Source organism: Polaribacter sp. ALD11, from assembly GCF_002831685.1.
GTDB lineage: Bacteria > Bacteroidota > Bacteroidia > Flavobacteriales > Flavobacteriaceae > Polaribacter.
This window is the reverse complement of record NZ_CP025119.1, coordinates 2637710-2658361: the sequence shown is the minus strand read 5'-3', so window position 1 is coordinate 2658361 and position 20652 is coordinate 2637710. Positions and strand designations below refer to the sequence as shown.

14 protein-coding genes are annotated in these 20652 nt (G+C 31.5%); 6 read left to right on the top strand and 8 right to left on the bottom strand.

From position 1 onward, the window contains the following. Positions 1–16 precede the first annotated feature (16 nt). The 4 genes from CW731_RS11790 to CW731_RS11775 all read right to left on the bottom strand — a co-directional run bounded on the left by CW731_RS11790 (position 17) and on the right by CW731_RS11775 (position 8948). Positions 17–2464 carry a DUF11 domain-containing protein gene (locus tag CW731_RS11790; protein WP_157812224.1) on the bottom strand — a complete coding sequence of 816 codons (2448 nt, stop codon included), beginning with the start codon at positions 2462–2464 and terminating at the stop codon, positions 17–19. A gap of 388 nt (positions 2465–2852) precedes the next feature. Continuing rightward, positions 2853–5426 (bottom strand): DUF11 domain-containing protein, encoded by a 2574-nt coding sequence (locus tag CW731_RS11785; protein ID WP_100946919.1) that lies wholly within the window; start codon positions 5424–5426, stop codon positions 2853–2855. A gap of 295 nt (positions 5427–5721) precedes the next feature. Beyond that, positions 5722–8115, bottom strand: coding sequence for a DUF11 domain-containing protein (locus tag CW731_RS11780; RefSeq protein ID WP_100946918.1), 2394 nt, complete (start codon positions 8113–8115; stop codon positions 5722–5724). A gap of 77 nt (positions 8116–8192) precedes the next feature. Then, positions 8193–8948 (bottom strand): TerB family tellurite resistance protein, encoded by a 756-nt coding sequence (locus CW731_RS11775; RefSeq protein ID WP_100946917.1) that lies wholly within the window; start codon positions 8946–8948, stop codon positions 8193–8195. Between the two features lie 321 nt (positions 8949–9269). Here CW731_RS11775 and CW731_RS11770 point away from each other — a divergent pair, with 321 nt between their 5' ends. The 5 genes from CW731_RS11770 (at position 9270) to CW731_RS11750 (ending at position 12755) form a co-directional block, all read left to right on the top strand. Continuing rightward, positions 9270–9680: a BrxA/BrxB family bacilliredoxin gene (locus tag CW731_RS11770; protein ID WP_100946916.1), complete on the top strand. Its 411-nt coding sequence runs from the start codon at positions 9270–9272 to the stop codon at positions 9678–9680. 81 nt (positions 9681–9761) lie between these two features. Beyond that, positions 9762–9995, top strand: coding sequence for a hypothetical protein (locus tag CW731_RS11765; RefSeq protein ID WP_100946915.1), 234 nt, complete (start codon positions 9762–9764; stop codon positions 9993–9995). 209 nt (positions 9996–10204) lie between these two features. Further along, positions 10205–11161: a hypothetical protein gene (locus CW731_RS11760; protein WP_100946914.1), complete on the top strand. Its 957-nt coding sequence runs from the start codon at positions 10205–10207 to the stop codon at positions 11159–11161. A gap of 36 nt (positions 11162–11197) precedes the next feature. Then, on the top strand, positions 11198–12040 hold the full coding sequence (locus CW731_RS11755) for a universal stress protein (protein WP_100946913.1): 843 nt from the start codon (positions 11198–11200) through the stop codon (positions 12038–12040). Positions 12041–12095: 55 nt separating this feature from the next. Further along, positions 12096–12755, top strand: coding sequence for an HD domain-containing protein (locus CW731_RS11750; protein WP_100946912.1), 660 nt, complete (start codon positions 12096–12098; stop codon positions 12753–12755). A 212-nt stretch (positions 12756–12967) separates the two neighbouring features. Here CW731_RS11750 and CW731_RS11745 read toward each other — a convergent pair whose 3' ends face one another. Next, positions 12968–13837 carry an AraC family transcriptional regulator gene (locus CW731_RS11745; RefSeq protein WP_198519817.1) on the bottom strand — a complete coding sequence of 290 codons (870 nt, stop codon included), beginning with the start codon at positions 13835–13837 and terminating at the stop codon, positions 12968–12970. Between the two features lie 205 nt (positions 13838–14042). Between CW731_RS11745 and CW731_RS11740 the strand changes: the two genes are divergently transcribed. Then, the gene (locus CW731_RS11740; RefSeq protein WP_100947697.1) at positions 14043–14618 is read left to right on the top strand and encodes a DUF3244 domain-containing protein; all 576 of its coding nucleotides are present in this window, start codon (positions 14043–14045) and stop codon (positions 14616–14618) included. Positions 14619–14709: 91 nt separating this feature from the next. Here CW731_RS11740 and CW731_RS11735 read toward each other — a convergent pair whose 3' ends face one another. From CW731_RS11735 to CW731_RS11725, 3 genes are all read right to left on the bottom strand, one after another. After that, positions 14710–15492, bottom strand: coding sequence for an enoyl-CoA hydratase/isomerase family protein (locus CW731_RS11735; protein WP_100946911.1), 783 nt, complete (start codon positions 15490–15492; stop codon positions 14710–14712). An 87-nt stretch (positions 15493–15579) separates the two neighbouring features. Next, positions 15580–16989: a PAS domain-containing sensor histidine kinase gene (locus CW731_RS11730; protein WP_100946910.1), complete on the bottom strand. Its 1410-nt coding sequence runs from the start codon at positions 16987–16989 to the stop codon at positions 15580–15582. Between the two features lie 233 nt (positions 16990–17222). Beyond that, on the bottom strand, positions 17223–20579 hold the full coding sequence (locus CW731_RS11725; protein WP_100946909.1) for a class I tRNA ligase family protein: 3357 nt from the start codon (positions 20577–20579) through the stop codon (positions 17223–17225). Positions 20580–20652: the final 73 nt, after the last annotated feature.

Below are 20652 nucleotides of genomic sequence, written 5' to 3'. Positions count from 1 at the left end.
TTTTTATATTTCTTTATTAATTATTGCTATTAGGTGTAGAGTCAATATCTATTTCTGTTGCAGTAGAAATTTCTGCATTATTCGTAATAATTGTACCAAGAGTGTTTACTGTTGCTCCAATTTTTAATTCTATTGTTTGATTTTTTGCAATTGTTAAAGTGCTCAAATCCCAGATACCAGTTCCTGGTGTATACGTTGTATTTGTAGGTGCTACTGTTCCCCCTCCATTATAAGTTAAACCTATTGGAAGTTTATCTTTCACACGAACATTTGTTGCAGGTTGTAAACCTTCATTTTTTAAGGTTAAAGTAAATACTACTGTTTGCCCTATTTTTAAAACAGGCTTACTCACTGTTTTTGTAATTGTTAAATCGATACTACAAGCCGTATTTTGATTAGCATCTGTAACTGCTGTCGTTTGATTTTGTATATAACCTGATGCCCCTTGACCACTTACTATTGGGCTACCGTTTGCATCTGAATTGACTCCTAAGTTTTTAGAACTTCCTCCCATACTACCTCCATTAAGTATTGTTAATTTATCTAAAGTTAAGTCTCCTGCTGCTTCTATTGCATCGGGGCAACCATCATTATCGCTGTCGGTGTCTAAAGAGTTTGGGAGACCATCATTATCTGTGTCACATTTACTTCTAGCAAATAAAGAATAAGAAATAAAATCTCCCGCAAGGTTCGTTCCTGTTATTTCAAAAGTTGTTACAAGTACATCTGAAACTCCCTTTAACCATATTCTTTGATTACTATTGGTTGTTCCGTTTAAAGAAATCTTTGCTGAAGCAATGTCATATTTTAAAGTTGTTGCACCTGTTTCTTTAACACGTGTAAAATCGAAACTAGCAGCAGCTCCATTTATAGTAAGCACATACCCCGTTGTATTATCTTGACCTGCAAAATCTGCAGGATCTACATCTCCAATATTAAAGGCCAATTCATTTGCTGGTACTGGAGTAGAAAAGGTATATGTGTACACAATATTTTGTGAGCTAGCTACTTTTCGTTCGGCGCCATTTCTATCAAAATTATAATTTATTTGCCCGTCGTTAGTTGTAAAAGGGTTTCCGTTAGGTGTCGAGTTAGATAGACTAACTGTCAAATTTGAGCTTGTAGTTCCTAGCCATACTCCACTTGAATTTTGAGCCAAAAAACCGTTACATGTTTCACTTAAATCTAAAATACCATCATTATCATCATCCAAATCATCAATATCGGCTATTCCATCATTATCATTGTCAGACAAAACTGTAATATAAACAAAAGAATTACTACAGTTATCTGGTGAAGGATCACAAAGACTATACTCTAGTTGATAAACCCCTAAAGGAGTTCCTGGTGCTACGTTTACCGCCCCCGTATTCACGTCTAAACTTACGCCTGAGTTAGAAGAACTAATCTGAACCAACTCTACCTCTGAAATTGATGGATTAATATTACCAGCACGCAAATCATTTATTAAAACATTTTGCACAGCAACACCACCAATATTTTCTGTAACAGAGCCTAAATCATCATTAGAAACCATGTCGGGAACCCCTGCTATACCCGAAATAAAGACACCAGAATCATATGAGGAGTCTCCTAAATCTGCTATTACTATTTTCATATGATACGTTATGCCTTTTATTAGGTTTAACTGCGTAGGTAATTTTTTTGTTGCTCCATTAAACTCTATATGCAGTGGCTTTGGGCCAGTATTTTGATTTGCTGGAATTCTTGTTAATGAATCTCCATCATCATCTTCATGGCCATTATTAATATAAAAAGCACCTTGAGTAAAATCGCCAAGTGGAGGGTTACTAGAGTTGGCCCCTGGAGAACCAATATTAATATTATTTATTGAAACAAAATTTGTTGTACCAGGAACAGTTGCCAAATTTAGCGCTGGCTCTTCACCTGCATCATAGGTGCCATTGTTATTTAAATCTCCATCGGGCACATTAGGGTCTAAACTATTAGGATCTGACACAAAAAAACCAAATAAATCATTATAAATACTACCCACAAAATCTGGATACTCATCTGAAGCAAATTGATATTCTAATAAAACTCCTGTGTAATTTGGCTCTGCTACAAAATCGAATTCAAAAACAACAACATCAAGCGTTTGATCTGTATTCAATCGATTTAAATCCATGTCAAAATAATTAACTGAAAAAGAATCTGAGTTTGGAGATCTGTCATTCGTTGAAAAAGCGTTTGTAATTGAAGAAGTAGTAAAAGCAACACCATTTTCAACCTCAAGAGAAGCCCCTAATTTACCATTAGAAAAAACACCTAGCTGACCTGGTTCTCCTTTAGTTATAATAGGGTTTGTTATTGTTACCCCATCAGCCTGAAGTGCATTTTTTAGATTTAACGCAGTAGCATTAGCAGTAAAGGTAGCTTGAGCTTGTGTAGACTCAATACCAGAGAAAAAACACAAAAAGGCTAAACAAATGTATAATACCATCTTAGATTCTTTAACAAGTAAAGAACACCACGTAACAATATCAAGAGTTAACAATAAGTATTTTTTCATCATAATATATAATAATTTGGAACTGATATAATATTTTTGACACTTTTTATCAAAAAAGTCACAATAAAATAATTTTGTTTTCTATCAACAACATCTGTTGTTACTTTTTTTTAAATGATTTTAAATCAGACAAACATTCATCTATTTAATAAAAAGATTCTATAATACTATTTACAAAGGTAATATATCTTTTAAATTTTAATATTAATTTCGTTAAAACGCTGAATTATATAGATAAAAACATTCTATTGAGAGTTATTGGTACCTTAAAGATAGCAAAAATAAATATTATTTGTTATTTTTTTGTTAAAAAAAACAATTAGTTTGAATTATCAGGATTAGAGTCTATATCTGTTTCTGTTACAGTAAATATTTCTGTACTATTTGTAATAATTTCACCAACAGTATTTACTGTGGCTCCAATTTTTAATTCTATTGTTTGGTTTTTAGCAATTGTTAAAGCACTTAAATCCCAAATACCTGTTCCCGGTGTATACGTTGTATTTGCAGGCACTACTGTACCCCCTAAGTCATAAGTTAAACCTACTGGAAGCAAATCTCTTACCTTAACATTTGTTGCTGCTTGTAAACCTTCATTTTTTAAGGTCAAAGTAAACACAACTGTTTGCCCTATTTTCAAAACAGGCTTACTCACTGTTTTTGTAATTGTTAAATCTGTAGTACAGCCTGTATTTATACTTGCATCTATAACTGCTGTTGTTTGGTTCTGCGTATAACCAGATGCACCTTGACCATCTACTATTGGGCTACCGTTTGCATCTGAGTTGACTCCTAAATTCTTAGAACTACCACCAGTGCTACCACCAGCAAGCGTTGTTAATTTATCTAACGCCAAACTTCCTGCCCCTTCAATTGCATCTGGGCAACCATCATTATCTGAATCTGTATCGAAACTATCTGGTATAAGATCTCCATCTTTATCTGTACAAGTCGTTTGAGATAAAACAACATTATCAATTAAAACACCTGTCTGTCCTGAACCGAAACTAGAAGATTGAATAATAATTTTTATGGTACCACTTGCTGTAGGTAATAAACTTGCTGTGTAACTAGCCCATACTACAGTTGATATTCTTGCACCAACTACACCAGGGCTGGCTGCAGTTACCGTAGTACTTGGTTTTAATGTTGTAAGTAAAACCGGACCATCACCATAATCTACAGAAACAGTAGCTTCAAACAATTCTGCTACAGAACTATAGTCTACAGAAAAATCTACTGCAACACCTTCTTTAAAACCTGAAAATGTTTTTTGAATACCTGTTGCACCAGGCGTACCATATAAATCGATACTCTGCAACCCTTTAGAAGAGTTATATACATCATAAGCAATATCAAAAGAATTTATATTATCTGTTCGATTCCATCCTTCAATACTCGTTTGAGACAAAAATATGTCTGCTTCTCCGTCTGCATCACTATCAGGTCTGCTTACATCTCCTAAACCACTAGGGCCCAACGCATCTAAATCCGGCACCTCAAAGGAATCGTTATAAACCACCGGAGCAGGACATTCATCTGTATCTAAGACACCATCATTGTCATCGTCTACATCGGTAACATCTGGCACGCCATCATTATCATTATCAGACAAAACTGCAACATAAACAAAAGAGTTACTACAGTTATCTGGCGCAGGCTTACAAACACGGTATTCTATTTGATAGTTTCCAACAGGTGTTCCTGGCGCTACATTTACAGCTCCTGTATTCACATCTAAAGTTACACCTGAGTTTGTTGTACTAATTTGAAATAATGCTACGTTTGCTATTGGTGGATTAGCGGTACCTGCATAATCATCATTAATTAAAACATTTTGCACAGCAACACCCCCTACATTTTCCGTAACAGACCCTTGATCATCTCTAGTTTCTATCTCTGGGAGACCTGCTATACCCGAAATAAAAACACCCGAATCATAACCACTGTCTCCCAAATCTGCTATTACTATTTTCATATGATAGGTTATGCCAATAATTAAATCTAATTGTGTCGCTAATTTTGTTGTCGCTCCATTAAACTCTATATGTAGTGGTTTTGGACCAGTATTTTGATTTACTGGAATTTGTGTTGCTGAATCACCATCATCCGCAGCATGCCCATTATTAATATAAAAATTACCTTTTGTATAATCACCTAAAGAAGTGTTACCAGATGAGCCAGGTGAACCAACATTAATATTATTTATTGAAACAAAATTTGTTGTACCTGGTACAACTGCTAAATTTAGCGCTGGCTCTTCACCCAAATCATAGGTACCATTGTTATTTAAATCTCCATCGGGCACGTTAGGATCTAACATATTAGGATCTGACACAAAAAAACCAAATAAATCATTAAAGGTACTTCCAACATAATCTGGATATTCTTCTGATGCAAATTGATATTCTAACAAAACTCCTTTAAAATTTGGCTTTGCAACAAAATCAAATTCAAAAACAACAACGTCATTTGTTGATATAGTACTTAATTGCCTTAAATCCTTGTCAACATAACTACCTGAAAAAAAATCTGAGTTACGAGGTTCACTATTAGTAGAAAAAGCATTTGTAATTGAAGAAGTAGTTAAAGCAATACCGTCATCTACCTGAAGCCCAGCACCCACTTTACCATTAGAAAACACACCTCTCTGCCCTAAACCACCTACCGTAATAACAGCATTTGTAATTGTTACCCCTTCTGACTGAAGCGCACCGACCAAGTCTGCAGCAGTAGCATTACCAGTAAAAGTAGCTTGGGCTAGCGTAGATTGAATACCCGAGAAAAAACATAAAAAAGTTAAACAGATGTATAATACTATTTTAAGTTCTTTGAAAAAGAACTTAAAATGCCTTACAAGACCGAAAAATAGTAAAGAGTATTTTTTTATCATAATGTGCAATATTTATAATCTTTGTGACACTTTTTTATTAGGAAGTCACAAATAAATAGAATATATATTTTTTTCAATATTCAGAAGACTGAAAAACATCAAATTCTAATCTATTGAACTAAAATAAATATTGAGTACTGTATTTAAAGTACTCTTACTAAATAATTGATTAATTTAAACTTCCCTATACTATCCTTAGCAAAAATAATCAATATTTCTTACTTTAACGTTTCTTTAACATCATTTTTATTGAAATATTAGAACAAATTGCTCCTATAAAGATAAGAAAAAAACATTAATTTGAATTATTAGGACTAGAATCGGCATCTTTTTGGTCAGTTTTAAAGACTTCAGTCCTATTTAATTTAACATCATTACTAGTAACTAAAGCCGCTATTTTTAAAACAATTGTTTCACCATTTACTATTGTTCTTCCGCTTATATTCCAAACACCCGTTGTACCGTTGTAAGTTGTATTTATTGGTATTATTGAATTACCCGAAACGTAGGTTAGTCCTGCTGGTAATAAATCTATTACCTGAACACCTGTTGCAGATTGAGGTCCCTTATTTTTTAAAGTAAGTGTAAAAATAACTTCGCCTCCAACTTTAGAGATAGCCTTATCAACTGTTTTTATGATGGATAAATCTATCTTTTTTGCAACAATGGTAAAACTTTCAACCAGATCATCTGCAGAATCATTACTATCTACTTGATCTTGTGTATTTGAAACTACATTTGTAAAGGTACCTTCCTGTGGTTTATTAGGTACTTTAGAAACAAACTTTAAAGTAAATAATTGCCCAGCTTCTATATTACCAACTGTCCAATCTGGACTCGTCCAAACTCCTTGACTTGGTGTTACGCTAATTACATCTAATTGGGTTGGAAAAATATCTTTTATTACTAGATTCGTAACAGGGTTTACACCAAAACTTTGCACAGTAACCGTAAAATTAACAGTATCTCCATCGGTTACATTTCCTGTAACGTCTGATGTTTTCTTAACAACAATATCTGGGTCGCAATTATAAACATCTACTTTTTTAGAAGAATAAGAACATGTACCTTCGGTTACTACTACATTGTATTCTCCAATACTTGTTGGCGAATATACCGCAGAAGTTGCACCTGAAATTAATACATCATTTCTATACCATTGATACGCATCAAAATTTTTACTACCTTCTTCTAAGTCTCCTGCTGGAAAACAACCTCCACCTGTAATTTGAACACCTACAACTGGTACGGTATCAAAACCCGAGAAATAACCTGCTAAACCTGCATTGTTTCCTAAACTCATAAAGGTACCAACCGCAATTGGGCCAGTAGAAGTAACATCTATTTCCCCTTCTAAACCAGGAACGTAAAAAGTTTTCCAATCGGATGTTCCTGCAGGAAATATGGGTGCTGGCAAAGGAACCAATACACCATTTTCTCTTATCTTAATATTTGTATTTGCTGTTAGAGTAGAGGCAATTATAGTAATTGCAGAAATATTAGAAGGAGTACCCGCTATTTGGTCTATGTCAGAAATTTCATCCATTAAATTGGGAAGCAAGCAGTTTACTGGTGCAATAAAATTCATACCAATCGTTTGAATTTTACTACCTGCTGCTCCTTGTAAACATTGGTATGCATAAGCTTCCCTTGAGGTAGTTACATACATACTTGCCCCAACACTACCAGAAGAATAATAACTTCCAGGTACTTCTAAATATTCACCATCATTAATTACTCCTACTAAATTTCCTCCTGCAAATACTTGCGTATTATTTTGTGTAGCTACAATTATTGGAAACTCTGTTTCATTGGTTCCGTTTGCTCTTACAAAAACATATTCTCTACCAAGGTTTTCAACAGCAACTGGCTGATCTATACCAACGTCTCGACTTTGACTGCCACTTCTAATCCCTACATTTAGACCCCCATTACTAATAACAATAGGCTTTGTAGATTCAATTTTAGATCCTAACCAACCAGCTATGTTAGCCGTAGTTTCATTTTTTGCTGCCTCTAATACAAAAGACTGCCCTTTATTTAATATAATCGTTTGTGTGTCTGCAATAATACCTCCTCTTGCATTTCCTTTTCTAAACTTACATGCTGTATCATAACCAGAAACAGTTACCACTGTTCCGTCTTCCGTAGCCATCATTCCCAAACTTGTAGACAAATTTGCATTTGTAGCTCTGTTCGGTATACCTCCCCATCTAAAATCTGTTCCTTTCGCTTTACTTCCTTTTGATGTTAAAGAACCCGCTTGAGCACCAGATCTTCCTCTGTAATTAACATAAAACTTTTGTCCACCGGGGGCAATTATTCTAAGCCCTGAATTAGATAAAACTTCACCTGTATTTGCATTGGTTACTAAGGTTATATTATTATCTCCATCACCAAGACCATTACTGTTATCAAATATTTTACCAACTCCTTTCGCCAAACCATTTATAGTTAAAAAAGCAGTTGCACTATTTCCTTTATATATTTCTATAGTAAAAGGAATCGTTTCTGGTGTAGAAAAATAAACAGCTTGTTGTTGAATTGCTGCATTGTTTGACACCTGTTTTAAAGGTGGTAAATAATGTTCACTATCTAATTGCGCGTAAAAATTTGTTGATAAAAAGAGAATAGTGAATATTAAAAATATAGAAAATATAGAATTTTTATTTTCTTCATAAGGTGTCATACGTATGTTTTTGGGGCCTGTACCAAATTTAAGGAAAATTAAATAAATCTAAATTAATAAACAGAATATCTAAAATATTAAATTCCTCTTTCTTTTTTTATTCTATCATAAGATTCTTGAATACTTTGAAACTTTTCATTTGCTCCTTTTAAATGTTCTTCGCCCAGACCTTGTAATTTATCTGGGTGGTATTTTTTCACCATTCTTCTATACGCCTTTTTAACATCGTCATTAGAAGCCTCTTTTGTAATTTCTAAAATCTTAAAAGCATTATCCGATTCATCATAAAACATCGCTTTTATAGAGCTATAATCCCTATCATTTATATACAAATATCCTGCAATTTTCCTTATTTCCTCTACTTCACTTTCCGTAACAAAACCGTCTGCTTTTGCAATACCAAATAAGAAATGCAATAACTGTAAACGAGATGCGTGTGGCATATGACTTCTTATTTGCATGCAAACTTGTCTTGCAGAAATTTCTTTTTTTACAATACCTTTAAAAAGCTTAAAGGCATTATTAGCTCGCTCTTTACCATACATACCTGTAAATTGTGCTCGTACAAAATCTAGTTCTCTTTGATCTACTTTGCCATCAGATTTTATAACAATAGATGCTAAGACTAACAAGCTCATTTCAAAATCGCCAGATTGTGTATCTACATGATTTCTGCCTTGTTGGTCTTTTTGATAGTTACCTTGTTCTAATTTTAAATCTTCTTCAGAAAAACCATCTACAAAACTACCAATTGCAAAACCAAGTGCAGCTCCTATTGGACCTCCAAACGTAAACCCTAATCCTGCACCTAACCATTTTGTAAAACTTCCCATATACTTTTTATTTTTTTTTAAGAGCGGCAAAGTTACAAAGTAATAGACTTATAATGTTCTTTTTTTAAAATGTTCTAGTTTCTCATGAGAGATTGCTGCATTTATTTGATGTTTTTTTTTGAGAAGAACAAAAAAAGAGTGTAACTTGAGTTTTTTATTAAAAAAAACATACCTAAAAAGAAAACACACAGAAGCTTATCTGCTTTTAAAAAATTAATCGGCATCAATTTTATTGATATTTCTATCGAAACTACCACTTTTAAGTATGTTGAATTTTGACAAACAAATACCTATCTTTGTATTTTTAAAATTATAATAATTATGTATCCAGAAGAATTAGTAAAACCAATGCGCGAAGAATTAACAAACGCAGGTTTTGAAGCACTATATACAAGTGAAGACGTTGATAACGCAATGTCTAAAAAAGGAACAACCTTGGTAATGGTAAACTCGGTTTGTGGTTGTGCAGCTGGTACTGCTAGACCAGGAGCAATTGCTTCTTTAGGCGCAGAGAAAACGCCTACAAACTTAACTACTGTTTTTGCAGGTGTAGAAAAAGAATCTACACAAAAAGCACGTGAGTATATGATTCCTTTCCCTCCATCTTCACCAGCAATTGCTTTGTTTAAAGATGGTAATTTAGTACATATGTTAGAGAGACATCATATAGAGGGTAGATCTGCACAAATGATTGCTCAGAATTTAGCGCAAGCTTATGAGGAGTTTTGCTAGAATCCTTTTTAAAACAAAAGACTTTTAAAAAAATCCACTCAAAATTAGAGTGGATTTTTTATTTTTACTAAAATTAATTTTATGGCATTAGCTACCTACACAAAAGAAGAATTACTAAAGAAATTAAAATCTCAGAAAACAATGTTTGCAATAAAAGGTGTTGTGATTCTTTTAATGATTGTTTTTGCAATTTTTTCTACTATTGAAAACGGACTTTCTTTTCATACTTTTTTGCCTTTATTCTTTATTCCGATGAGTGTATATATGTTTAATGAAATGAAAAAAATAGAAAAAGAATTGGCTTTAAGAAAGTAATTATCCACTAATAAATAATTTCAAATAAAACCCACGCAAAGTTGCGTGGGTTTTTTATTTCTTAAAATTTGCTTTCAAACCAAAATTATGTAGGTTTTTAAGCTCTGAAACCCATAAATTTACGTTTATTTAATTTTTAAGTAATACACTATTTTTAATTAAAAATTTCCTTTGCTTGTATTTATACTTATAACTAATTTATTTTATTTATGGAATTAACAGTAATGTATTTAGGCTTTATTTTAGCAGCGTATTCTGTTGTAGGAAATGATACAATACAAACATTAGGAACTTTTTTAAGTTCGAATGAGCGTAAAAAATGGTGGGTTTTATGGATCTTTGCTGGCAGTATACTCGCTATAACTTTAATTTACGGATACATTACACATAATGGAGATGTTTCTTATGGTAGATTGGTAAAATACCCACTGCCACAACCTTTTGCTTGGTATTATATTTTACCTCCAATCGTATTAATGCTTTTAACACGCACCGGAATCCCTGTAAGCACCTCTTTTTTAATACTTACTTTTTTTAATGAGAAAAACTTAACAGATATGGTTGTAAAATCGATGTCTGGTTATTTGGTAGCTTTCGGAACCGCAATTGTACTGTATTTAATTATATCTAAAAGTGTTGAAAAGAAATTTATTGAAAACCCAATTACAAATAAACAGAGAAATATCTGGACTGCCTTACAGTGGTTGTCTACTGGGTTTTTATGGTCCCAGTGGTTAATTCAAGATTTTGCAAACATCTATGTTTACCTACCAAGAACTTTAAGTGTTTGGGAATTAATTGGATCCTTAATTATAATTTTAGCGTTGTTAGCCTACATTATTGCCTCTAAGGGTGGTGCAATACAAAGCATTATTCGATCAAAAACCAATACAGTAGATATTCGTGCTGCAACTTTAATTGATTTTACCTACGGTATTGTACTCTTCTACTTTAAAGAACTTAACAACGTACCAATGAGCACTACTTGGGTATTTATCGGAATTTTAGCGGGTAGAGAAATTGCATTAAACTTTGTATTACGTAGAAATGAAGCCCGTAAAGACATGTTTAAAAGTTTAGGTAAAGATTTGTTTAAAGTATTTATAGGCCTTGTAGTAAGTATAGCACTAGTTTATGGTGTTAAATTTATAGCAACTTCACTCTAATTAAATCTTAAAGTATCATTTTAAAAATATAATAGCATGAAAAACATATTATTTCCAACAGACTTTTCAGAAATTTCTTTAAACGCATTTGCTTACGCTATGGCGTATGCTCAAAAATTAGATGCTACTTTAATTGTGTACCACTCTTACCATGAAGATGTTTCGGTTGATGAAAAAACACGATCTATTTATGATAAAATTGATATCGATAATTTTAGAAATAAAAAAGATAAATTTCCTCCGTTTGAAAAACTGATTAAAGCCAGTACAAAAGGTAATTTAAAGGTTAAATACATTGTAGACCAAGGTGTTTTTGTTAACTCATTATTTAATTATGTTGCCAAACGAGATGATAAAATTGAAATTATTATAATGGGAACTCGCAACACAGGAAACAGCAGCCTATTTAATATTTTTATGGAAACAAATACCATTAAAATTTTAGAAGAAATAGACAAGCCAGTGATTGCTGTTCCTGCAAATGCAAAATTTGATGGAGAACTTAATAATATTATGTTCTTAGTAGATTATAGAGACGAGGAGATTATTCCCTTAGAAAAACTAACTAAAGTTGCTAAAGAATTTAGTGCCATGTTACACGTTGTTCATTTCGATTTAGCACATGGAGAATCTATTACTCCTTTGATGACCAAGTTTAAAGAAAATTTAAATGTAAGCTACAAAAAAACTAAGTTTGTTTCAATAGATAGTATAAATCTAAAGAAGTCATTATCAGAATATTGCAAAGAAAAAAACATAGATATTATTTGTTTATTAAACCAAGAACGTAACTTATACCAACGTTTTTTTACGTTTAGTTTAGCAGAAGATTTAATAAATAATTTAGATATACCAGTAATGGCTATTTATAAAAAATAATATTTTTTATGAATGTATATCTAATCTATAAATTCATTTTTAATATTTTTGTAAAATGGATAAAAATAGCATCATTGAAAATACAATTCAGTTCGTAAAACAGGAGTTAAAAGGCGCTGAAGGTGGCCACGATTGGTTTCATATAGAACGTGTTTTTAAAAACTCAATTTTAATTTCTAAAGAGGAAAAGGTAGATGTTTTTGTAGTTTCTTTAGCAGCACTTTTACACGATATTGCAGATCCAAAATTTTATAATGGTGATGAAACCGTAGGTCCAAAGGTAGCTACCGAATTCCTTGAAAAACAAGAAGTTACTATAGAAATTATTGAGCACGTTGTACACATAATTAACCATATTTCTTTTAAAAATTCCTTTGAAAAAGGAGTTGAAAAGTTTACTTCTAAAGAATTAGAGGTTGTACAAGATGCAGATAGATTAGATGCAATTGGTGCAATTGGTATTGCTCGTTGCTTTAATTATGGTGGTTTTAAAAATAGAGCTTTGTATAATCCAGAAATTATTCCAAATTTAGAAATGACAAAAGAGGAGTATAAAAAATCTGATGCACCAACAATTAATCATTTTTATGAGAAATTATTATTACTAAAAGATAAAATGAATACAACTTCTGGTAAAAAAATAGCTTCTCAAAGACACGACTTTATGAAGACCTATCTAAAACAATTCTATGATGAGTGGAATGGATTGAAATAGTTTTTATTTATTGTTTTCGTAAATAAATAAATTTAAACTATTAAAAACAGATTCATTAAAATAGTTTTAAGCGACTTTAAATTTACTACAATATAGTTATAACAACACCCGGAAAAAAACACATTAAAACACTGTTAAATTTATTTTTAGTAAATTAATGGTGTTTTAATGTTTCTAAATTTATTATTTTGAAGTTTTTTCAGTTCTATTATTTATTGAACAAGGCTTAACATTTCACCTCTATATTTTGATGCAGATTTTCCAGTAAATTCTTTAAATAATTTATTAAAATGAGAAAAATTATTAAAACCACACTCAAAACAAATATCTGTAATACTCATATTACTTTCGGAAAGTAATTTTGTAGCATGCACAACTCTATATTCATTTACCAGCTTTGTAAATGTTTTAGAGGTTGTTTTTTTAAAAAATCGACAAAAAGCAGGAGCTGTCATACTAACCAAACTTGCAATTTCATCTAAACTTATATGTTGTTTAAAATTCTCATTTATATGTTTAAAAATTACATCTATCTTACTACTATCCTGTGGTTGTGTTTCAAAAGCAAAACCGTCTGCATTTAATATAGTGTAATCATCTGTTTGCGCTAATTCTTTTAAAATATGTAAGAAAGAAATAATTCTATCAGGTCCTTCTAAATCTACTAATTCTTCAATTTTAGCACCTATTCTTTTCTTTATTTCAGTATTAAAGCGAATTCCTTTTTTTGCACGTTCAAAAAGTTGTTCTATAGCAATCATTTCTGGAATCTTAAAAAAATCTACTCCTAAAAAATCTGGTTTAAATTGTATAAGTGTTTCAGAGCCGTTGGTTGTTAAACGATCCATAAAGCCTAAATGAGGTAAATTAGAACCAATTAAAACTAATTGACTGTTATTAAAATAACTAATATGGTTACCAATATGTCTTTTTCCTTTTCCTTTGTTTACATAAACAATTTCTATTTCTGGATGAAAATGCCAAAAGGCCTTATTTTCCTTTAAAAACTCAACGTGCTTTTTAACTAACAAAGAACTTCCAAAACTTGGCGTAATTTTTTCTAATGTCGGTTTTATCTTCATTTTAAAATTGTTTAAAAAAACAAAATTACAATACTTAATAGGAATAAATACATAAAATTAACCTTAATATACACTATATTAACTTAACATTAACTTAACATTAGGTATTTTGGTAATTTAGCATACATATTTATCAATTTAGCTGTTTTCTAGGTTTCAAATCTGTACTAGATTTGTAGTGTTCACAACAATGAATTTAAATAATATGAAAACAATAATTAAAAAGTACTTAGTAGTAGTTATGATGTTTGGAACATTAATAAACTACGCAACCGAAAACAATACGAATCTAATAAAGAGTAAAAAAGTAAGAGTAGCCTTTGAAACAGTAAAAAAAGGACAAACGATCTCTATAAAAAATAAAAATGGTGCTATAATATATAGTCAGGAAATTGAAAATTCTGGAACATACTCTCAAATATTTGATTTATCTAAAATAGAAGAGGGAAATTATACTACTGAATTAGAAAAAGATTATGAGATTATTATAAAAACTTTTACAGTATTAAATAGAGAGGTTACATTTAAAGAAGAGAAAACAATTTTTAAACCAGTAATTAGAATTGAAAACAACTTAATTTTAATTTCTAAAATAGATTTTGATAAAGAGCCTTTAAAAGTAAAACTTTATTACAAAAATGAAGTTATTCATTCTGAAACAGTTGTAAGTTCTACCAGTATCTTAAAGAGAGTTTATAGAGTTTCTAAAGAGTTAAAAGGAGATTACAGAGTTGTAATTTACAGTAACAATAGATACTATGCACAAGATTTTAATCTCTAAAAAATTTTAATCCCACAACAAACTAGTGGTATAATTTAATGTAAAAAGCGAGCCATAATTGGCTCGCTTTTTTTTTAAAAAAATTTAATATTTAATTTCCAGAGAAATTAGGCTTTCTTTTTTCTAAAAACGCAGTAGTTCCTTCTTTAAAATCTTCGGTCCCGAAACAGTCTCCAAAGGCTTTAATTTCTGTATCAAAACCGTTTACACCATCTTCGAAATTTGCGTTTACAGCAACAATTGCTGCACTAATTGCTACAGAAGAGTTTCTTAAAATTTTACCTGCAATCTTTTCTGCTAATGGCAACAACTCTTCTTGTGTGGTTACATGGTTTACCAAACCAGAATTTTTTGCATCTTCTGCAGAAATCATACCTGCAGTCATAATCATCTCCATTGCTTTACCTTTACCAACTAACTGCGGCAAACGTTGTGTACCTCCATAACCAGGAATTACACCTAAAGAAACTTCTGGTAAACCCATTTTTGCATTGTCTGATGCAATTCTAAAATGACAAGCCATTGCCAACTCTAAACCTCCACCCAAAGCAAAGCCATTAATTGCAGCAATTACTGGCGTTGCTAAATTGGCTACAAAATTGAACAATATTTCTTGTCCTTTTCTAGCTAAGTTACTCCCTTCGTCAACAGAAAAATGTGCAAACTCAGAAATATCTGCACCTGCAACAAATGCTTTTTCTCCACTTCCGGTAATAATAATAGCTTTTACAGCTACATCGCTTTCTAAAGCGTCAAAAGCTTGATGCAACTCTTCTATAGTTGCCTTATTTAAAGCATTTAATTTTTTTGGTCTGTTAATTGTTATTTGTGCTAAGTTATTATTCTTAGAAACTAAAATATTTTCGAAATTCATTTTTATTAAGATTTTAAGACCTTTAGGCTGCTCTAAAGGTAAATTATTAAATTTTATTTTACTGTAAACTGCAGAAACTTACATGCCTTAGGTTTTTGGTAGAATCACTGTAAAAACAGTTCCAATTCCTACTTTTGAAGTAAAGGAAATAGTACCATCATAAGCTTCTATAATATTTTTTATAATCCCTAAACCTAAGCCCATTCCGCTTGATTTAGTTGTAAATTTAGGTTCAAAAATCAACTCTTTTACATCTTCAGAAATTCCTTTTCCATTGTCTGAAATTGTTATTTTAACAGCATTCCCTTCAGAATAAACTTTAACTTCTATTAAAGGGTTTTCCTGCTTATCAATAGCCTGACTCGCATTTTTTACCAAATTAGTTACAATTCTAATTAACTGTGTTTTATCTAAATTGGCAAATAATTCTTTTTCTTGCGGATAATATTTTATAGAATCTTCATTAAAAATATCTAACGCCAACTTAACAACACCAATTACTTCAATCTTCTCTCTTTTTTGTGTTGGCATCTTCGCAAAATCAGAAAAAGCAGAAGCAATAGAGCTCATAACGTCTATTTGCTGAATTAAAGTTTCACTATATTCTGCTAATTTTTCTTTTACATTTTCGTCTTTCGGATCGAATTTTCGCTCGAAACTTTGCACCGTTAATCGCATTGGTGTTAGCGGGTTTTTAATTTCATGCGCAACTTGTTTCGCCATTTCTCTCCAAGCCTGCTCTCGTTCACTTTTAGCTAATCTAACAGCACTTTCCTCTAACTGATCTATCATATGATTATAAGCATCTACTAAAACCTCTATTTCTGAACTTGCTTTATTTAATATAATTTTCTCATTTCTTTCATTTAAACGCGTTTGTTGCATTTTGTCTGAAATGGTTTTTATAGAACGTGTAATGTAACTTGATAAAAAATAGGCAAATGAAATTGCTAACAAGAACATTAATAAATAAACCAAACTTAATCTGTAAATAAATTCTTTCAGCTCGTGCTCAATTTCTGAATTATCTTGTGTAAACTGTAATTCTAAAATACCAATTCTTTTAAATTTCGGGTCATTTATGTAAGAGTAGGATGTTTGATAACTTGTACCAGCAATTTCTTTGTTATTAAAAACTCTATGGTTAGAATTTTGCGCTAAATCAGACACAATAAAATCTGTTAATGGTGTCTTGTCTATTTTCTCAAAAGCATTACCAAATGATGTTTTTAACAACCTTCCTTCTAAATTATAAATGGTAATGTTTAATTTATTTATAGACGAAATTTCATAAATTCTATTTTGAAAAATCTTGGGTAAATTTTCTGTACTAACAGCGTAACTAGTTTTATTTGCAAGTTCTAATTCTATAATTTCTTTTGCAATCGCTTCTTTACGTTCAAAACGTTGAATATTATAATCTGTTGTTTGTAAATCATACTGATAGACCGTTACTACCAAAATTAAAATGGATGCCAATAACACCAATAATATCATGGATAAAAAGATGCGGATTTTTAAAGAAATATTCTTAAAACGATTCAAATTTTATGTTTTTTAATGCTCTTCAAAAATTGTACCTAAAGAGAAGATTTTTTAAAATTTAGCTAAAGATAACCAAATAAAAAAGTCATTACAAATGCTGTAATGACTTTTAAGATATATTTATTGATATTGTAAAAGTAGCTCTTTTGATTTATGAAAAAGATTCAAAATAAAAAGACAAAACCTTAAATAACGATGTTTATAATTTTACCAGGAACAATAATTACTTTTTTAGGAGTATTTCCTTCTAATTGTGCAATTGTTTTCTCGTTTTCCATTACTACTTTTTCTATTTCCTCTTTCGATAAATCTAACGGAAGCTCTAAAGTAAAACGCATTTTTCCGTTGAAAGAAATTGGATAATTCTTAGCACTTTCTACCAAGTGTTTCGCTTCAAAAACAGGGAAATTAGCTGTAGAAATTGATGTTTTATTTCCTAATTTATTCCATAATTCTTCTGAAATATGTGGTGCATAAGGCGATAATAAAACCAATAAAGGTTCTAAAATTTCTTTCTTATTACATTTTAAAGCAGTTAACTCGTTTACCGCAATCATAAAGGTAGAAACCGACGTGTTAAAAGAGAAATTCTCGATGTCTTCTTCTACTTTCTTTATTGTTTTATGTAAAACCTTCAACTCTTCTTTTGTTGCTTTTTCTTCTGAAACTTCAAAAACCTCTTCGTTAAAATACAGTTTCCATAATTTCTTTAAGAATGATGAAACACCAGAAATACCAGAAGTTTTCCAAGGTTTTGCTTGTTCTAAAGGACCTAAAAACATTTCGAACAAACGCAATGCATCTGCACCATATTCTGTTACAATATCATCCGGATTTACAACATTGTACTTCGATTTAGACATTTTCTCTACTTCACGCCCTACTTTGTAAACACCTTCTTCTAAAATGAATTCAGCATTTTTATAATCGGCGTTTAAAGGGTGGTTTTTAAACTCTTCAACATCTAATTCATCTGAAGAATTTACTAATGAAACATCTGCGTGGGACTTTGCTGGAATTGCTATAAGGTGCAACTCTTTTGATGATATTTTTTCTAATAACTCTTCATTAATAAAAGGCTTAACAGTATCTGTAGCTAAATCTTTTTTTCCTGATAGAATTTCATTGTATGTTTCTTCTGAAATAAAAAGATTCTTTTTATTTATAATAACTTCATCTGTTTTTTGATTCTTTATAGAATAAAAGATTCTATAAACAAAAGCACTAGTCCCCAAAATCATTCCCTGATTAATCAGTTTTTTAGCAAACTCATCTACAGGTACAATTCCTTTATCGAACAAGAATTTTTGCCAAAAACGCGCATATAATAAATGCCCTGTTGCATGCTCAGATCCTCCAATATATAAATCGACTTCCTTCCAATATTCTAAAGATTCTTTACTTGCAAATTCAGTAGTATTTGTAGCATCCATGTACCTGTTAAAGTACCAAGAACTTCCTGCCCACCCAGGCATGGTGTTTAATTCTAATGGAAAAACAGTTTTATTTTTTAACTTATCGTTAGAAACAACTTTCTTTCCTCTAGAATCCCAAGCCCATTGTGTTGCATTTCCTAAAGGCGGTTTTCCGTCTTCAGTTGGCAAGTATTTTTCTACTTCTGGCAATACGATTGGCAGGTGTTCTGCATCAATCATTTGTGGCATTCCGTCTTTATAATATACAGGAAAAGGTTCTCCCCAATAACGTTGTCTGCTAAAAACAGCATCACGCAAACGGTAGTTTATTTTTCCGTAACCAAAGCCACGTTTCTCCATTTCGAAAATGGCTAATTTTAATGCTTTCTTATATTTTAATCCTGATAAAAAATCTGAATTTGCAATTTTTGTTCCGTCTTTTCCTGTGTGTGCTTCTTCAGAAATATCTACACCTTCAAAAATATTAGGAATTGGAATGTTAAAGTGTTTTGCAAAATCATAATCACGTTGATCTCCACAAGGAACTGCCATAACTGCTCCTGTACCATAATTTGCCAACACATAATCTCCAATCCAAATTTGAACCTTTTCACCAGAAAAAGGGTGAATTGCAAAGGCACCTGTAAATGCACCAGAAATGGTTTTTACATCTGCCATTCTATCACGTTCAGAACGTTTTGCTGTTGCTGTAATATAGTTTGCAACGTCTGCTTTTTGAGCGTCTGTTGTAATTTTTGACACCAATTCGTGCTCTGGCGCCAGTGTCATAAAACTTACACCGTAAATAGTATCTGGTCTTGTTGTAAAAACATCAATTTTATATTGATTTTCTTCTTTTACAGTAACATCTTTTTCTTCATTTTTTTCAATTGCTTTTGGAAATTGAATTGCCGAATTAATTTTAGAAACTGCTCCAAGTACATTTTCAATTACTTCTTCATTTGTAAAATGAACTACATTAAAACCTTCGCTTGCAAAATAAAGATCTCTTGCTACTTCATCTTCTTTACCAGAAAGTTCTACAATTAAGTTTTTAGCAATACAAACATAATCTACTAAAAATGTACCAATTGTATATTTTCTTCTAAACTTTGAAGCTCCTTTTTTATTTTTTAATTCATTCCAAAGCGTAGTTTCTGCTTTTGTTGAATTTTGTCTTATTTCTTTTAAAGCCTCTAACTCTTTGTAAGATAACTTCACTTCAGATGATGCTTTTTCAGAACCATTTGCAACATCAAAAGAAACCATTGCTCCTTGAGATCTACCAATCCAATTGGTTTGAGAATCTTTAAGTGGTTGTGGCCAATCGATTTTTTCTAAGCCATCTAACAAACGTTGTGCATATGCAGAAATTCGCATAGACCATTGGGTCATTTTTTTACGAACAACTGGGTGACCTCCTCTTTCTGAAACTCCGTTTACAATTTCGTCATTTGCTAAAACGGTTCCTAAACCAGGACACCAGTTTACTTCTGTATCCGACAAAAATGTTAAACGGTATTGTAATAAGACTGCTTCTTGTTCTTTGGTTGAAAACGCTTTCCATTCTTCCGAAGAAAAAGTTTTTATATCTTCATCTGAAACAGCATTTACAGTTGCATTTCCTTCCTTTTTAAATATAGAAATTAAGGTAGAAACATCTTCTGCTTTGTCTGTATCTTTATTGTACCAAGAATTAAATAATTGGATAAAAATCCACTGCGTCCATTTATAGTATTCTGGGTTCGAAGTTCTCACTTCTCTGCTCCAATCAAAAGAAAAACCAATTTTATCTAATTGTTTTCTATATGTTGTAATGTTTGCTTCTGTAGTTTCTGCAGGATGCTGCCCAGTTTGAATTGCATATTGTTCTGCTGGTAAACCGAAAGAATCATACCCTTGCGGATGTAATACATTAAAGCCTTTATGACGTTTGTAACGTGCATAAATATCACTTGCAATATATCCTAAAGGATGCCCAACATGTAAACCTGCCCCACTTGGGTAAGGAAACATATCTAATACGTAATATTTTGGCTTTTCAGAATTATTTTCAGCTTTAAAAGTTTCGTTTTCTGCCCAAAACTTTTGCCAATTTTCTTCTATTTCTTGATGATTGTATTGCATTTGATTCTTTTGTTAAAGTGCGCAAATTTACATTTATTCTAGTAAAGATTATCATTTGTAAACTGCTAAATTT

What these genes read in the sequence shown, in the direction of transcription:
- CW731_RS11790 (WP_157812224.1), bottom strand. Translation starts at nt 2,464, where the DNA reads ATGGTATTATACATTTGTTTAGCCTTTTTGTGTTTTTTCTCTGGTATT.
- CW731_RS11785 (WP_100946919.1), bottom strand. Translation starts at nt 5,426, where the DNA reads ATGATAAAAAAATACTCTTTACTATTTTTCGGTCTTGTAAGGCATTTT.
- CW731_RS11780 (WP_100946918.1), bottom strand. Translation starts at nt 8,115, where the DNA reads ATGACACCTTATGAAGAAAATAAAAATTCTATATTTTCTATATTTTTA.
- CW731_RS11775 (WP_100946917.1), bottom strand. Translation starts at nt 8,948, where the DNA reads ATGGGAAGTTTTACAAAATGGTTAGGTGCAGGATTAGGGTTTACGTTT.
- CW731_RS11770 (WP_100946916.1), top strand. Translation starts at nt 9,270, where the DNA reads ATGTATCCAGAAGAATTAGTAAAACCAATGCGCGAAGAATTAACAAAC.
- CW731_RS11765 (WP_100946915.1), top strand. Translation starts at nt 9,762, where the DNA reads ATGGCATTAGCTACCTACACAAAAGAAGAATTACTAAAGAAATTAAAA.
- CW731_RS11760 (WP_100946914.1), top strand. Translation starts at nt 10,205, where the DNA reads ATGGAATTAACAGTAATGTATTTAGGCTTTATTTTAGCAGCGTATTCT.
- CW731_RS11755 (WP_100946913.1), top strand. Translation starts at nt 11,198, where the DNA reads ATGAAAAACATATTATTTCCAACAGACTTTTCAGAAATTTCTTTAAAC.
- CW731_RS11750 (WP_100946912.1), top strand. Translation starts at nt 12,096, where the DNA reads ATGGATAAAAATAGCATCATTGAAAATACAATTCAGTTCGTAAAACAG.
- CW731_RS11745 (WP_198519817.1), bottom strand. Translation starts at nt 13,837, where the DNA reads ATGAAGATAAAACCGACATTAGAAAAAATTACGCCAAGTTTTGGAAGT.
- CW731_RS11740 (WP_100947697.1), top strand. Translation starts at nt 14,043, where the DNA reads ATGAAAACAATAATTAAAAAGTACTTAGTAGTAGTTATGATGTTTGGA.
- CW731_RS11735 (WP_100946911.1), bottom strand. Translation starts at nt 15,492, where the DNA reads ATGAATTTCGAAAATATTTTAGTTTCTAAGAATAATAACTTAGCACAA.
- CW731_RS11730 (WP_100946910.1), bottom strand. Translation starts at nt 16,989, where the DNA reads ATGATATTATTGGTGTTATTGGCATCCATTTTAATTTTGGTAGTAACG.
- CW731_RS11725 (WP_100946909.1), bottom strand. Translation starts at nt 20,579, where the DNA reads ATGCAATACAATCATCAAGAAATAGAAGAAAATTGGCAAAAGTTTTGG.